Genomic DNA, 14659 nt, shown 5'->3' with positions numbered 1-14659 from the left:
GCACCCGCGGAACTTCTGCCGGCCCGGACGGGCGTGCTCGTGAACGTCGGCGCGCGGCTCGCACAGGAGCCGGTCCCGGGCGTCGCGAGTGCGGACGAGCTGTTGCAGCGGGCGGTCGTCCACTTCGAGCGTTCGGATCCGGCCGCGGCCCGGGAGATCGCCACGGTCGTGGCCGCCGGGGACGATCCGGTGCTGCAGGCCCGGGCCCTGGCGCTGCTGGTGCGCTGCCATCTGGTGCTCGACGAGCACGTGGAGGTCCTGGCGCTGGCCCGGGAGGCGCTCGACGTCTGCTGGCGCATCGGTGACCGGGCCAGTGAGGCGATCGTGCACGCCACCGTGGCCCGGAGCCTGCTGTTCACCTCGGACGCGGTCAGCGCGATGGAGGAGATCATGACGGCGCTGGAGGTGGCCGAGGCGAGCGGTGATCTGGCCGCCCGGATGCTGGCCACCGGCACGGCGGGGACCGTCTACTACTACCTGGAGCAGTTCGACCACTGTCTGGAGTTCTGTGAGCGGGCCGCGGAGATGGCCCGGATCCTGGGCGACGAGGTCACCAACGGCGCCATGATCGACACGATGGCCTGTGCCAACATGTGCCTGGCCACGGCGGCGCGGGCGGCTGGCGACGAGGAGGCCGCGGAGGCGATCAGCGCCGTCGCGCAGGGCCAGTCCCGGGAGGCGATCGTGATCGCACGCCGGCTGGGCCACCGCCGGCACGAGGTGATCGCGCTGGGCAACCTGGCGGAGAGCCTGTCGTTCTCCGGGCGGGCGGAGGAGGCGCTGGAACTGCTCACCGGCTGGCAGATCGACCCGGAGCGCGACTCCCAGTCGATCATCACGCACATCCGGGACACGCACGGCAGCGTCTGCCTGGCCAGCGGCCGGTACGACGAGGCGATCGGCCATCTGCGGGCGGCGATGGCGTCGGCGGAGAGCAAGGCCAGCGCGATGGTGTCGGCGGAGCACCTGGCCGACGCCTACGAGCGCAACGGTGACCTGCGGGGCGCCCTCGACACGTACAAGCTGTTCCATGCGCTGTCGAAGGAGGTGGCGTCCGAGGCGGCGCAGCGCAGCGCGAGCATCGCCGTGGTGCGTATGGAGACCGCGCAGGCCAAGGCCGCCGCCGAGGAGGAGCGGGCCCGGGTGGCGGCGCTGCAGCACGCCAACCAGGAGTTGCTGCGCAAGAGCCTGGAGGACCCGCTGACCGGGCTCGGCAACCGCCGGCACCTGGACCAGCTGATGGCCGGCGGGCTGGCCGGTCACGCCATCCTGCTCGTCGACGTCGACCACTTCAAGCGGGTGAACGACGAGCACTCGCATCTGGTCGGTGACGGGGTGCTGCGGCTGCTGGCCGGCCTGTTGCGGTCCGCCTGCCGGGGCGACGACGTGGTGGTGCGGTTCGGCGGGGAGGAGTTCGCGGTGCTGCTGTCCGGTTCGGACCTGGACAACGCCGTGACGACGGCCGAGCGTCTGCGCGCGGAGGTGGCCGCCCACGACTGGGCGGCGGTGGCGCCGGGCCTGACGGTCACGGTGAGCATCGGCCTGGCGCTGGGCGACGAGTCCACCGACCCGGGCGTGGTCCTGGCGCGCGCCGACGAGCGGCTGTACGCGGCCAAGCGCGCCGGCCGGGACCGGGTGCGCGGCCCGAGCCCGGTCCCGTAGCGCCGGGGGTCAGTGCCAGTAACGTTCGTCGACCTGCCGGGCCAGCAGAACCGGGCTGTCCAGCCGGGCCGCGAGGGCCACGGCGTCAGCGATCGCGGCTGCGATGCCGGGGACGGCCTCCTGATTACGGAACCGCTGCTCGGCGGTCTGCGGCACGATGAGCCGCCAGGCCCGGTCCCGGTCTGTCGGGTAGGCCGCGGGCCAGATCCGCAGCACCGTGCCGCCGGCCGCGACCACGGCACGTTTCTCCAGGGTGTAAAGCTGGGTGTGGCCCGTCGGGACGGCGATGTCGGCGTCCCGGCGCACGTCGACGCCCGGCATCGTGCAGGTGAAGCCCCAGTTCGTGGCGTAGATCAGTGCGGTCTCGTCGTGACTGACGTCGAACGCGGGCGGGCCGTCCGAGAACGGTCCGTCGTACGCGTACGTCGTCAGGTAGGGCGGGGTGAAGGCGGTGGCGTCCAGGGACGTCCATGCCGTGCTGTCGGTGATCCGGCCGAGGTCAGGGGTCACCCGTCGATGATCGCAGCGGTGGTCGGGCCCTCGCCTCCGCCCCTAGCTGAGACGGACGGCGGCGAGGCCGGCGGTGATCAGCAGGCCCAGGCCGTTGGTGGCCCAGTGCAGGGCGGCGGCGGCCAGCAGGCTGCCGCTGCGGCGGCGCAGCTCGCACAAGAGCAGGCCGGCCAGGGCGGTGAAGCCGACGGCGCCCGCGACGGCCAGCACCTGACCGGTCAGGCCGGTGCCGAAGGCCGCGCCGACGGCCTCGTTGGCGTGGTTGAGACGCAGCGACGGCAGGATGTGCCAGAGGCCGAAGAGAACCGACGACGTGATGCTGGCCCAGACCGCGCCGCGGTGACGGTTGACCAGGCCCATCAGCACGCCGCGGAAGGCGACCTCCTCCAGCAGCACCGTGCCGAGCGGGACGATCACGAACGCCGTGAGCAGGGCGGCGCTCAGGTGCAGGTGGTAACGGACGTCCTGGAAGGCGGGCCGGGTGAGCGGGATCGCGGCGCCGACGGTGTAGACGACGGCCACGGCGGCGACCGCGCCGACGGCATATTTCAGACCGGGCAGCAGCGTACGCCGGGACAGGCCCAGCTCGTGCCAGGTGAGACCGGCCCGCCGGGCGAACAGCACCAGCCCCAGCGCGACCAGCGGGCCCGCGACCAGGCCGGTGCCGGGCGGGCCGTACTTGTTCGCGACGTTGACCGTGGCCAGGACGGCCACGACGGCGCCGAGGACGAGGAGGAGGCGGGGACGGGTCACGAGGACAAGACGCTACCCGGCGATCGGGCATGATCCGGGCAATCGTCACGGCGTGTGAGGTTCACCTCGTCACGCAGCGGACGTGCGAGGTGGCACGGCGGAGTCCGGGCAGGTCGACCGACCGCGGCGACCCTCGTTGTCCACGCAGGGTCATTGACCGATCGCCGTTTGAACCGTCGACGCTACGTGTCCGTACCTTGCACGGGGAATCACGTCGATGGGGAGACGCTGGTGGAGCGGAACGACGGGCAGCGCCCGAGACTGCGCATCGCCGGATACGTGTCGGGGCATGCCGAGCCGGTGGCCGGCGAGGAGCCGGCGCCGGTCGCCGAACCGGGGCCGACACCGCGCCCGCTGCCGGTGCGGCTGCCGGACATCTCGGACTACTGGCCGGACCGGGACCGGCGTACGCAGGCGGGCGAGGCGCCCGGGTCACGGCCGCCCCGACGGCGGAAACGGCCGGTCGTCGCGGCCGGGCTGCTCGCCGGGCTGGTGATCACCGGCACGCTGCTGCTGACCCGGCCCGAGGACGAGACGCCGGCCGAGCGGCTCGCGGCCCCGGCGACCGTCCCGGCGTCGGCCGCCGCCCCGGCCAGTGTGGAGCCGACCGAGTCGCCCACGCCCGAGTCGCCCACGCCCGAGCCGCCCTCGCCACCGCCGGCCACGACCGTCCCGCCCCCGATCACCACGGCGCGGTTCGTGCTGACCAGCGGCGTCACCGAGCTCGACGTCCGGGCCGCCGATCTCGGCGGCGACGCCTTCCAGGTCACCACCCCGAAGGACTCCGGGCTCGACGTGAACGCCGACTTCGAGAACGGCGTGCTCTCGGTGAGCGCGAAACCCGACGGCCGGAAGAACGGCAGCGGCAAGGTCGACGTCCGCCTCAGCAAGGACGTCGTGTGGCGGCTGCGGATGGGCGCCGGGGTGCGGACCGCGTCGTTCGACATGTCCGGCGGCACGGTCAGCGACATCGACCTGATCGGCGGCGCCCGGACCATCGACATCGAGCTGGGCCGCCTCGACCGTACGCTGCCGATCCTGATGGCCGGTGGGGTGCAGAAGTGGCGGATCCGCACGGCCGGGAAGGTGCCGGTACGGGTGGCCCTGAGCAGCGGCGCGGGCGGCGTCACCCTCTACGGCAACGAGAAGGGCGGGGTGAGCGCCGGCGTCTCGGTCGGCCGCGGCGACCTGGACGACGAGCCGGGGCTCGACATCGACGCCGAGGCCGGCATGGGCTCGCTGGACATCTCCCGCGACTGACCGGCGCGCTCCCTGCCGATCAGAGGACGGTGCGGCCGGCGCTGCGCGGGTCGGTGACGCGGCGGGCCGCGTACACCTCTCCGGCGCGGGCGGTGGCGCGCCACGCCGGGGCCTTGTGCAGGGCCACGTCCAGGGCCGGATCGGTACGGTCGAGGTCCACGCAGATGACGTCGCTCCCGCCGGCGCGGGCGTGGCGCAGCGGGTGCCCGTGCGGCCCGATCACGGCCGACGGGGTGACGTGCGCGCACTGGGCGGGCAGGGCGATGCTCACCCAGTACCCGTGCATCGCGGCGTGCGCGCGGACGATCGTCTCGAAGACCGGGTCCTCCGAGTAGGTGGAGAACAGCACACAGTCGACCCCGGCGGCCCGCTGCTCGATCCACAGCTCGGGGAAGTTGACCTCGATGCAGATCAGGCAGCCGAAGCGGAACCCGTCCACCTCGAACGCGCACACGTGGTCGCCGGGGGTGTAGAGGCCGGTGACCTCCGCGTACGACAGCAGCCGTTTGTCGTAACGATCGACCGGCTCACCGCGGTCGTCGATCACCCACAGCGAGTTGTGCGGCCGGTGCCCGCCGGTCAGCCGGTGGTTGCCGCCGACGGCCACCCACACGCCGAGCTCCGCGGCGAGCGCCGCCGTCCGGTGCAGCGCCTCGGTCACCGGCGCCCAGTCGATGTCCCAGCCGGTGTAGTACGGCTTGTCGGCGCCCGCGTACCCGGACAGGGCGCCCTCGGCGAAGTGCACCAGCCGGGCCCCCTGATCGGCCGCGGACCGCATCGCGTCGTGGATCGCCGCGCCGTTCGTGGCCGGGTCGGTGGTGATCGCGGTCTGGGCCACCGCGATGCGGATCGTGTCGGTCATGCCCCACCCCACCATGTGCCCTAGGTTGACCACCATGACGGTCATCGGGTTGGTCGGCGCCGGCCACATGGGCTCCGGGCTGGGCTGGGCGCTGCGGGAGGGCGGCCATGACGTGGTCACGTCGCTGGCGGGTCGCTCGCAGCGGACGGCGCGGCTCGTGGCGGAAGCCGGATTGCGCCCGCTCCCGCACCTGGCCGGCGTGCTGGCCGAGGCGGAGGTGATCCTGGTCGTCACGCCACCGGGCGCGGCGCTCGACGCGGCCCGCGACATCGCCGCGCTGGCCGGGCCACGGACCGCCGGCCGCCTGGTGGTGGACATGAACGCGGTCGCCCCCGAGACCGCCACCGCCGCCGCAGACCTGGTCACCGCGGCGGGCTTCGGCTTCGTGGACGGGTCGATCTCCGGGCCGCCGCCCACGGTCCGGCCCGGCGCGCGCCTCTACCTGTCCGGTCCGCGGGCCGCCGAGGTGGCGGCGCTGCGGTGGACACACGCCCGACCGGTGGTGGTGGGTGACCGGGTGGGCGCGGCGAGCGCGGTGAAGATGTCGACGGCCTCGGTCTACAAGGGTCTGATGGGCCTGATGACGCAGGCGGTCCGCGCGGCGGCGGCGCACGACGTGCTGGAGCCGGTGATGGCCGACCTCGGCGAGGACTTCGGCACGCCGTACGAGATGGCGCTCGCCGCGGCCAAGGCCCACCGGTATGTCGCGGAGATGCGCGAGATCGCCCGGTCGCAGGCGGCGGCCGGGCTGACGCCGTCGTTGTTCGAGGCGTTCGCCGAGGTGTGGACCGACGTGGCCGGGCGCCCGCTGGCCGGCGGCGACCCGGAGACGGTGTCCCGGGAGATCACGGCCCGCGGGGTGGCCGACGGCCTGGACGGCTGAGACCGGGCTATCGTGCAGCTGTGGACATCGATCGTCATCTGGACTGGGCGGGCTGCCACAACGTTCGTGACCTGGGTGGACTGCCCACCGTCGACGGCCGGCTCACCCGGCGCGGGTCGGTGGTGCGGGCGGACAGCCTGGACCGGCTGACCGCGGACGGGTGGGCGGCGCTGCACGCCTACGGGGTGCGTACGGTGGTGGACCTGCGGGAGGACGACGAGCGCGCCGAGTCGGTGTCCCGGCCGGACGGGATCACCGTGGTGCCGGTGGCGCTGGACGACAACGACGACACCGCGTACTGGTATGACCTGATCGACGACGACGCGGACGGCACTCCGCTCTACTACCGCTCGTTCCTGGAGCACAAGGCCGACCGCTGTGTGGCCGCGCTGACCGCGGTGGCCCGGGCCGCGCCGGGCGGTGTGGTGGTGCACTGCGGGATCGGGCGGGACCGTACCGGGTTGATCGCGCTGTTGCTGCTGGCCCTGGCCGGGGTGCGGCCGGAGGCGATCGCCGCCGACTACGCGCTGAGCGAGGCCCGGCTGCGGGCGTATTTCGAGGACGACCGGGAGCCGGTGGCCGAGCGCCTGGCCGAGCACGGCACCACCATCGCGGAGGTGATCCACGCGCTGCTCGACGGATTCGACACCGGGTCGGGTCTCGCGCTGACTCCGGCGGACCGTGCGGCGATCCGGGCACGTCTGCTGGGTGACTGACGGTTGAGCCGCCGTCGCACGGGTATGGACAGAGACGTACATCCGTGATGTGGAGGTGTCCGATGGCTTTCGATGACAAGGTCGACAACAAGGCCGAGGAGATCGGCGGCAAGGTCAAGGAGGGCGTCGGCAAGGCGACCGACGACGAGCGCCTGGAGGCCGAGGGCAAGGCCGATCAGAAGGCGTCGAACCTCAAGCAGGCCGGTGAGAAGATCAAGGACGTCTTCAAGTCCTGACCTGGTCACCGCAGGCCCGGACCGCCGCGGCGGTCCGGGCCTCGCGCTGTCAGCAGAGCACGCTGGTACGGCCGGACGACTGCCCCCACACGCAGGTGTCGTGCACGCCGCCGGCCCGGGTGCGCAGGGTCGCCGCGTCGCCGGTGTTGTTCCACACGTAACTGCCGGAGTTCCAGTACCGGTGGGTGGCCGTGTCGGTGCCCCGGCCGGTGTGCAGGTAGACGACGCCGCCCCGGCCGGCGATCGTGACGTCCCGGAAGGTGTAGCTCCGGAACGCGTCGGCGATCCGCCAGCCGTTCAGGTCCACGGCGGCCGGACCGGTGTTGACCAGGGCGATCCATTCGGCGTTGAGACTCCCGTTGGAGCGGTCGTCCCGGCCCGGCGAGTCGTACTGGACGCTCTGGAACCGCAGAGCCGGGGCGGCGTGGGCGGGCGCGGCCACGGACAGTACGGACCCGAGGGCGACGGTGACGACCCCGGGCAGTGTGCGAAGCATGCGATCTCCTGTCGGACTCTGTACGGGAAAGCCGCATTATTCCGTTTCGACCTGTAAATCCAATCGGAAATGGTCACCCGTCACCCTTTCGTGTTCCCGTCACTCCCCTGCCAGGCCTCCGTTCCTGCAGCTCATTGGCAGTTACCGGGTTGTCGCACCGCTAGGGGTGGGCGTAGGCTGTCCGGGTGGCCGAGCACGAGCATCACCACCCGCACCGGCACGGTCTGCGGCACCTGCTGCGACCGCACTCGCACGACACCGCCGACAAGGTCGACAGCGCGCTGGAGGCTTCCCGCGAGGGTCTGCGGGCGCTGTGGATCTCCCTGGCCGGGCTCGGCCTGACCGCCGCCGTGCAGGCCGTCATCGTGGCGATGTCCGGTTCGGTGGCGCTGCTCGGCGACACCGTGCACAACGTGGCCGACGCGCTCACCGCCGTGCCGCTGGGCATCGCGTTCTGGCTGGGCCGGCGGGCCGCGACCCGGGCGTACACCTATGGGTTCGGCCGCGCCGAGGACCTGGCCGGTGTCGTGATCGTCGCGGTGATCGCCGCCTCCGCCGTCGTCTCGGCGTGGTTCGCCACCGAGCGGCTGCTGCATCCGCGGGCCGTCGACCATCTGCCGTGGGTGCTGGCGGCCGGGGTGGCCGGGTTCGCCGGCAACGAGATCGTCGCCCGCTACCGGATCACGGTGGGCCGGCGGATCGGCTCGGCGGCCCTGGTCGCCGACGGGCTGCACGCGCGGACCGACGGGTTCACCTCGCTGGCCGTGGTGGCCGCCGCGGGCGGCGCCTGGCTGGGCTGGGGCTGGGCCGACCCGGTGGTGGGCATCGCGATCACGGTGGCGATCCTGTTCGTGCTGCGCGACGCGGGCCGGCAGGTCTACCACCGGCTGATGGACCGGGTCGATCCCGGCCTGGTCGACCACGCCGAGCAGCACCTGCGCGAGATCGACGGGGTGCGTGACGTGTCCGGTCTGCGGCTGCGCTGGATCGGCCACAGCCTGCACGCCGAGGCCGGCATCGTGGTCGACGCCGGGCTCACGCTGCTGGCCGCGCACGAGATCGCCGCCGACGCCGAGCACCAGCTCACCCACCACGTGCCGCGCCTGTCCTCGGCCGTCGTGCACGTCGACCCGGACAGCCATCCCGGCGACTCCCACCACCAGCGCCTGTCCCACGAGCGTCGTCACCGGTCGCCGGGGGTGACGACGTCCGGATAGGGCCCACGCGCGACGGCCGCCGAGGGCTACTCTGCCTCGCATGCCGCTCCCCTCTGATCTGCAGTCGCGTCTGGACGATCCCGCCTTCTGGGCCGCCTATCTCTTCCGGACCGACGACGACGTCGATGACTTCGACGACGACGACGAGCCCGGCTCGATCGTCGTGGAGTTCCCGGTCGGCGGCGGATACGCGCTGGTCCTCGACATCGACGGCTGTTTCGACATGGTCGACCTGGGCCTGCGCGTCCCGGGTGAGCGGGAGATCCTGGAGATCGGGTGGGACGACCAGGCCCACTGGCATCCGGACACGCTGCGCTGGGCCGAGCTGGAGCTGATCGGCCGCGCCGCCGCCGTCCTGGACCCGTCGCTCGCCCATCCCGGCCCGGTCCTGGCCCTGGCCGGCCGGTTCGTGGTCCTGGACGCCCACGACGACATCGCGGCGATCACCCCGGTGATGGCCGCGGCGTTCGGTCCGCCGCCGCCCGGAGCGCAGTGGTGGCCCACGGCGGACGGCTGGCTGCGCAAGGCCGACGGGCGCGGCAACGGCATCACCTGGCAGCGGGACGAGAACGGGGACTGGGCCGTCGACCAGCCCGACGCCGCCGTCGTCGACCGCGACCTCCACAGCGTCCGCCGGCCGGGCAGCAAGTTCCCGTTCGCCGCCTGGCGGGCCCTGCTGGCGGCCGCCGAGGTCACCGCCGGGAGGCCGGCGTGAGGCTCCGGCATCTCGGCCTGCCCGTGCGTGATCACGAGCGCAGCCTGGCCTTCTACACGCGGTGGTTCGGCTTCGACCCGGCGACCGCCACGACGTACCCCGACGGCACCGTGATCGTGCGCGACGCCGACCGTTTCGACCTGGCCCTGCACCCGGTCACGCAGACCGGCCCGGCGCCGGAGTTCCTGCACTTCGGGTTCGCCGCGCCGAGCGCCGAGGCCGTCCGTGACCTGCACGGACGCCTGCTCGCCGACGGCGTCGAGGTGATCGAGTTCGACGAGGAGCCGGACCTGGTCTCGTTCAAGTGCCTCGACCCGGACGGGTGGCGCGTGGAGGTCTACTGGGAGCCGTGATCTCCGGCCGGTAGCCTTCGCGGGCGGGAGCCACGGCTCCGGCGAGCGAAAGGAACCATCGATGAACGACCACGTCCCCGGCCCCGGTCCGGCCGGCACCGTCTACGGCAGCAGCCGGCCGGACCGCCTGTCCCGGGCGCTGACGATCGGCGTCGGCGCGGGAGCGGTGGCCGTCCTCGTGCTCGGCTACGCGGCGTGGACCAGCACCGGCGGCGGCGACGAGAAACCGGCCGCCGCGGCGACATCGGCCACGGCCACGGCCACGACACCGGCCGCGGAGAGCCCGTCGCCGGCCGCGACCCCGGAGCTGGCCGCCGGGGCGTGGCTGCTGTCGCCGCTCGGTGACGAGGACACCTACCTCACCGCGAACGGGGAGTACGCGAAGATGTCACCGGCCGACCCGGCCACACTGACCGTGAGCGCCGGCCTGGCCGACGACACCTGCTTCTCGTTCCGCCTCGAGGACGGCCGCTACCTGCGCCACTTCGACTACCGGCTGCGGTTCGACGCCTCCGACGACTCGGAGCTGTTCCGGAACGACGCCACGTTCTGCCGGGAGGCCGGCACCGATCCCGGCGCCGTGCGGCTGCGCTCCAAGAACTATCCGGAGTTCCTGCTGCACCGGCGTGACGACGACTCCCTCTACATCGACAAGGAGTCGGGCACGTCCTTCATGGTGCAGGTGCCGTCCTGAGCACCCCGGGCTGGCTGCCGGAGCGGGTGGCCGCCGCCGAGCGTGAGCTGGGCGGCACCTTCGACCTGACAGCGTGCGTGCAGGAGCCGATCCATCTGCTGGGCGGCGTTCAGTCGTACGGCGCTCTGATCGCGATCCGAGCCGGGACGATCACGGTGACCAGCGAGAACGCCGAACAGATGCTGGGGGTGGCCGGCCTGTCCGGCGCGCCGGCGACCCGCCTGGTGGACGCGGCGCAGCTGGCCGCGCTGGAGGGCCTGGCCGACGCGGACACCGGGCAGACCGCGATGATGCCGGTGACCACCACCCCCGAGGCGGGCGCGGAGCGGTTCGACGTGACGGTGCACCGGTCCGACGGGATGCTGGTGCTGGAGTTCGAGCCGGCCGGCGCGGCCCGCGACTTCCCGGCGATCTACACCCCGATCCGGCAGGCGCTGATGCGCCTGCAGATGGCGGGCACGGTGGTCGAGGCGTGCCGGGCCGCGGTGCGTGAGGTGCGGGCGATCACCGGGTACGACCGGGTGGTCGCCTACCGGTTCGAGTCTCTGGACGGCCCGGGCGAGGTGATCGCCGAGGACGTGACCGGCGACTGGGAGCCGTGGCTGGGCCTGTGGTTCCCGGCGACCGACATCCCGCCGCAGGCCCGCCGTCTCTACGAGCGCAACTGGATCCGGGTGATCGCCGACGTCGACGACGCGACGGCCCGGCTGTCCGATCCGCTGGACCTGTCGATGTCGGTGCTGCGCACGGTGTCGCCGTTCCACCTGGAGTACCTGCGCAACATCGGCGTACGGTCGTCGATGTCGGTGTCGCTGCTGTCCGGCGGCCGGCTGTGGGGGCTGATCGCCTGCCACGGCAGTGCCGTCACCACGCTGGGCCCGCAGGTCCGGGCGGCGTGCGAGTTCTTCGGGGTGGCGCTGTCGCTGCACCTGGCGGCGCTGCGCGAGCGGGACGAGGCCGCGGCCCGGGACCGTTCGCGGACGCTGATCGCCCGCCTGCTGGAGAACGCGTCGGCCGGTCCGGTCCAGGCGTGGCCACTGGACCCGGACGGCATGGCCGGCGTGATCGTCTGCGACGCGGTGCTGATCCGTGCCGAGGGCCGCATCTCGGTGCACGGCACCGACCCGGGGCCCGGTGTGGTGGACGCGCTGCTGGCGGCGTTGCCGGCGCCACGGCCCGGGACGTTGTGGCACAGCGACCGGCTGGGTGAGGATCTGCCCGAACTGGCCGGCCTGTCCCCGGCCCTGGCCGGCGCGCTGGCCCTGACGTCCGGCGCGGACGGGGACCTGATCGTGTGGCTGCGCGGGGAGCGTACGGTGTCGCGGCGCTGGGCGACCGACCCGGACGAGCCGGTGCGGCTGGGCCCGCACGGCCGCCGCCTGACGCCCCGCGGGTCGACAGCCGTCTACCTGGCGTCGGTGCGCGGGCGGAGCCTGCCGTGGACGGCGAACGATCTGGCGATGGCGGTCGAACTGGGCCGGGCCGTGGTCGGGATCGCGGTGGCACACGCCCGCCGGGTGTCCGAGCTGAACGTGGAGCTGACCCGCAGCAACGTGGACCTGGACTCGTTCGCGCACGCGGCCGCCCACGATCTGAAGGAGCCGCTGCGCGGGATCGCGAACACGGCCACCTTCATCACCGAGGACGCCGGGGACCGGCTGGACGAGGTGACGGCCCGGCGGCTGGCGTCGATCCAGCGGCTGGCGGCACGGATGGACGAGCTGCTCAACGCGCTGCTGTACTACTCGCGGCTGGGGCGTACCGAGCTGGACCGGCAGCCGCTCGATCTGCGGGAGGCGGTGGCCCGGGCGATGGAGGTGGCCGGGCCGCGGCTGCGGGAGGCCGGGGTGTCGGTGGCGATGCCCGATCCGGGGTCGACCGTCACCGCCGACCCGGTGCTGCTCGACCAGGTGCTGGTGAACCTGCTGGTGAACGCCGCGAAATACGCCCGCCCGGACGAGCCGCCCCTGGTGTCGGTGACCGGCGGGCCGGAGCTGGTGGTCCGGGACAACGGCATCGGCATGCCACCACACCTGCGCGAGCAGGCGTTCCAGCTGTTCCGGCGGCTGCATCCGGCGACCGCGGGGTATGACGGGTCGGGCGCCGGCCTGGCGATCGTGCGCCGCATCGTGGAGCGGCACGGCGGTCAGGTCTGGGCGGAGGAGTCCCCCGGCGGCGGCACCACCATCCGGGCCACGTTCCCCGACCGGGACCGCGACCTCCAGTAGTCGAGGGTCTGGCTGAGCACGCTCTGGAAGAGGGCGAAGTTCAGCGGCTTGTACACGTAGCTGTCGGCGCCGGCGGCGTGGCAGGCGTCGGCCTCGGCCTGGTCCTCCGACGACGTGAAGACGACCAGCCGCACCTCGTCGAGCTCGGGCCGGGCCCGGACCGCGCGGACCACGTCGAGGCCGCTCTCGCCCGGCATGTTGAGGTCGAGCAGCATCAGCCACGGCCGTTCCCGGCCCGGCTCGGTCAGCCCGGCCAGCACGTCGGCGCCGGACCGGAAGAACTCGCGTCGCAGCGCCGGGTGCGACCGGCCGATGGCCCGTTCGATCGCCTCCACGTCCTCGTCGCTGTCCTCGACCACGAAGATCAGATTGCTCATCGGAGCTGTTCCTTCCCGGCGCGGATGGCCAACACCGCGATGTCGTCGGTGCGTGACCCGCCGAAGGCGGCTGAGGCGGTGCTCAGTTCGTGGACCAGCTCGTCCAGGGGGCGGCCGCGGAGCCGGTCGAGGGTCTCGCCGAGGGCGTCGTCCTCGAACATGACGCCGTCCGGGCCGCGGCTCTCGGTCAACCCGTCGGTGAAGATGATCAGGGTGTCGCCCGGGGCCAGGAACAGCTCCGACTCGCTGATCCGCGGTTCACCGAGGACGCCGAGGATGGCGCCGCCGCCGTGACCGCGTTCCGGTCCGCTCGCGTGCCGCAGCACCACCGGGGCGGGATGCCCGGCCGACACCCACTCGACCGCGACACCGCCGGCGACGGACCGCAGCCGGGCCACGCCCGCGGTGACGAACCGCCACGAGCCGTCCAGGCGCAGGCGGGCGTTGAGCCTGGCCATGGCCCGTTGCGGGGTGTGGCCCTCCTGGAGCAGCGCGGCCAGCGTGTGCCGTGCCATCCCGGTCAGCGCCGCGGCGTCCACGCCACGGCCGCAGACGTCGCCGATCAGCGCGGCGACCGTGCCGTCCGGGCCGGTCACCACGTCGTAGAAGTCGCCGCCCACCTCCAGGATCCGGTCGCCGACCAGGTAGGCGGCGGCGAACTCCAGCCCCTCGACGGCCGGCAGCCGGGTGGGCAGCAGGTGCTGCTGCATGGTCACGACGTCCTGGCTGCGCCGCTCGTAGCGGGTGCCGTTGTCGATGGCCAGCGCCGCCCGCGACGCGAGGTCGCGCAGGAACGACGACGGCGGGATGGCGCTCGCCTCCCGGTCGAAGAGGAAGACCAGCGCGCCGACGACCTCGCCGCGGGCGTGCAGCGGCTGCAGGTCGACGGCCCGGGTGGACAGCAGCGCGGTGTCCACGTCCGGAAGCGGCCCGCCCAGGACGGCCCGGCCGACCAGATGATCGAGGTGGGCGACCACGGCCGGGTCGCCGAGCAGCGTGGCCAGCCGCCGCATGTCGACGTGCACCGAGCTGCGCAGCACCGGCCGGCCGTCCTCGATGACGAAGACCAGGCAGCCCTCGGCGATCGCCGGCACCGCCATCCGCGGCACCCGCTGCATCGTCTGGGTGGTGTCGAGGACCGCATCCATCTGCAGCGACGCCTCGGCCAGCAGCGCGTCGCGGGTCTGCTGGGCGTGCTCGGCGCGGCGCTGGCCGAGCCGGCGGATCGCCTCCCGGGTCACCTCGATCACCTGCCCGAGGCAGGCCTGCACGACCGGCACGTCGGCGGTCTCGTCGACGGCTACCAGGATCGTGCCGGCGGCCTCCCCGGGCAGGTCGAAACGGTCCCGGAGCATGCCGGCGAAGCCGAGGGCGGACAACTCCTCGGGGGTACGCCCGGAGGCCGCCGCCCGTGCCAGGTCCCGGTTCGCGCCCTCGAGCGGCACCCCGGTCCACCGATACTCCAGGATGCTGCCGTCGTCGGGGGCGTGCCGCAGCCCCCAGACCGCGACCACCCCGGGCAGCGCCTGCAGCGGCGGCAGGATCAGCTGGGCCAGCTCGTCGCGGGCACTGATCCGCCCGACGGAGGTCCACATCCGGTGCAGCGTCGCCGCCCACCCCAGATCCGGATCCCCCACCGCGGGTCCCCCTCCTCGCCGCCGCCGACCACGCCCCGGCTATATATCGCCGGAGCGTGA

General features: G+C 73.3%; 16 protein-coding genes. 10 read left to right on the top strand and 6 right to left on the bottom strand.

Annotated elements, in window-relative coordinates; translation table 11 throughout:
- Positions 1-33 precede the first annotated feature (33 nt).
- Positions 34-1662 carry a tetratricopeptide repeat-containing diguanylate cyclase gene (locus BM290_RS39605; protein ID WP_093621105.1) on the top strand — a complete coding sequence of 543 codons (1629 nt, stop codon included), beginning with the start codon at positions 34-36 and terminating at the stop codon, positions 1660-1662.
- Between the two features lie 9 nt (positions 1663-1671).
- On the opposite strand, the gene BM290_RS39600 is transcribed toward BM290_RS39605, so the two are convergent.
- A complete protein-coding gene (locus BM290_RS39600) occupies positions 1672-2172 on the bottom strand; it encodes a hypothetical protein (RefSeq protein WP_093621104.1) in 501 nt (166 codons plus the stop codon).
- Between the two features lie 42 nt (positions 2173-2214).
- The gene (locus BM290_RS39595) at positions 2215-2925 is read right to left on the bottom strand and encodes a CPBP family intramembrane glutamic endopeptidase (protein ID WP_093621103.1); all 711 of its coding nucleotides are present in this window, start codon (positions 2923-2925) and stop codon (positions 2215-2217) included.
- A 231-nt stretch (positions 2926-3156) separates the two neighbouring features.
- On the opposite strand from BM290_RS39595, the gene BM290_RS48810 reads away from it, so the two are divergent.
- The gene (locus tag BM290_RS48810) at positions 3157-4185 is read left to right on the top strand and encodes a hypothetical protein (protein WP_093621102.1); all 1029 of its coding nucleotides are present in this window, start codon (positions 3157-3159) and stop codon (positions 4183-4185) included.
- Between the two features lie 19 nt (positions 4186-4204).
- Here BM290_RS48810 and BM290_RS39585 read toward each other — a convergent pair whose 3' ends face one another.
- Positions 4205-5047, bottom strand: a complete 843-nt coding sequence (locus tag BM290_RS39585; RefSeq protein WP_093621146.1) for a carbon-nitrogen hydrolase family protein — start codon at positions 5045-5047, stop codon at positions 4205-4207.
- Between the two features lie 34 nt (positions 5048-5081).
- On the opposite strand from BM290_RS39585, the gene BM290_RS39580 reads away from it, so the two are divergent.
- The 3 genes from BM290_RS39580 to BM290_RS39570 all read left to right on the top strand — a co-directional run bounded on the left by BM290_RS39580 (position 5082) and on the right by BM290_RS39570 (position 6882).
- On the top strand, positions 5082-5930 hold the full coding sequence (locus BM290_RS39580) for an NAD(P)-dependent oxidoreductase (protein WP_093621101.1): 849 nt from the start codon (positions 5082-5084) through the stop codon (positions 5928-5930).
- Between the two features lie 20 nt (positions 5931-5950).
- Positions 5951-6646: a tyrosine-protein phosphatase gene (locus tag BM290_RS39575; RefSeq protein WP_203779566.1), complete on the top strand. Its 696-nt coding sequence runs from the start codon at positions 5951-5953 to the stop codon at positions 6644-6646.
- A gap of 62 nt (positions 6647-6708) precedes the next feature.
- A complete protein-coding gene (locus BM290_RS39570) occupies positions 6709-6882 on the top strand; it encodes a CsbD family protein (protein WP_093621100.1) in 174 nt (57 codons plus the stop codon).
- Positions 6883-6931: 49 nt separating this feature from the next.
- Here the strand turns inward: BM290_RS39570 and BM290_RS39565 are convergent, their stop codons facing one another.
- Positions 6932-7378, bottom strand: coding sequence for a lamin tail domain-containing protein (locus tag BM290_RS39565; RefSeq protein WP_093621099.1), 447 nt, complete (start codon positions 7376-7378; stop codon positions 6932-6934).
- 185 nt (positions 7379-7563) lie between these two features.
- Here BM290_RS39565 and BM290_RS39560 point away from each other — a divergent pair, with 185 nt between their 5' ends.
- The 5 genes from BM290_RS39560 to BM290_RS39545 all read left to right on the top strand — a co-directional run bounded on the left by BM290_RS39560 (position 7564) and on the right by BM290_RS39545 (position 12585).
- Positions 7564-8595, top strand: a complete 1032-nt coding sequence (locus BM290_RS39560) for a cation diffusion facilitator family transporter (RefSeq protein WP_093621098.1) — start codon at positions 7564-7566, stop codon at positions 8593-8595.
- A gap of 40 nt (positions 8596-8635) precedes the next feature.
- Positions 8636-9310 (top strand): hypothetical protein, encoded by a 675-nt coding sequence (locus tag BM290_RS48805; RefSeq protein ID WP_177320088.1) that lies wholly within the window; start codon positions 8636-8638, stop codon positions 9308-9310.
- Positions 9307-9663 carry a VOC family protein gene (locus BM290_RS48800; protein ID WP_177320087.1) on the top strand — a complete coding sequence of 119 codons (357 nt, stop codon included), beginning with the start codon at positions 9307-9309 and terminating at the stop codon, positions 9661-9663. Before BM290_RS48805 ends, BM290_RS48800 begins: the two co-directional genes overlap by 4 nt.
- Before the next feature lie 61 nt (positions 9664-9724).
- Entirely contained in the window at positions 9725-10357 is a 633-nt protein-coding gene (locus tag BM290_RS39550; RefSeq protein ID WP_093621096.1) for an AbfB domain-containing protein, read from the top strand.
- 26 nt (positions 10358-10383) lie between these two features.
- The gene (locus tag BM290_RS39545; protein ID WP_203779574.1) at positions 10384-12585 is read left to right on the top strand and encodes an ATP-binding protein; all 2202 of its coding nucleotides are present in this window, start codon (positions 10384-10386) and stop codon (positions 12583-12585) included.
- Here the strand turns inward: BM290_RS39545 and BM290_RS39540 are convergent.
- Entirely contained in the window at positions 12504-12962 is a 459-nt protein-coding gene (locus tag BM290_RS39540; protein WP_093621095.1) for a response regulator, read from the bottom strand. The genes BM290_RS39545 and BM290_RS39540 overlap by 82 nt on opposite strands.
- Complete coding sequence (locus tag BM290_RS39535) at positions 12959-14599, bottom strand: PP2C family protein-serine/threonine phosphatase (protein WP_093621094.1); 1641 nt, start codon at positions 14597-14599, stop codon at positions 12959-12961. The genes BM290_RS39540 and BM290_RS39535 overlap by 4 nt, the downstream gene beginning before the upstream one ends.
- Positions 14600-14659: the final 60 nt, after the last annotated feature.

Source organism: Actinoplanes philippinensis, assembly GCF_900113015.1.
In the GTDB taxonomy this organism is placed as follows: domain Bacteria; phylum Actinomycetota; class Actinomycetes; order Mycobacteriales; family Micromonosporaceae; genus Actinoplanes; species Actinoplanes philippinensis.
The sequence above is the reverse complement of the archived record's forward strand: the minus strand, read 5'-3'. Positions and strand labels throughout refer to the sequence as shown.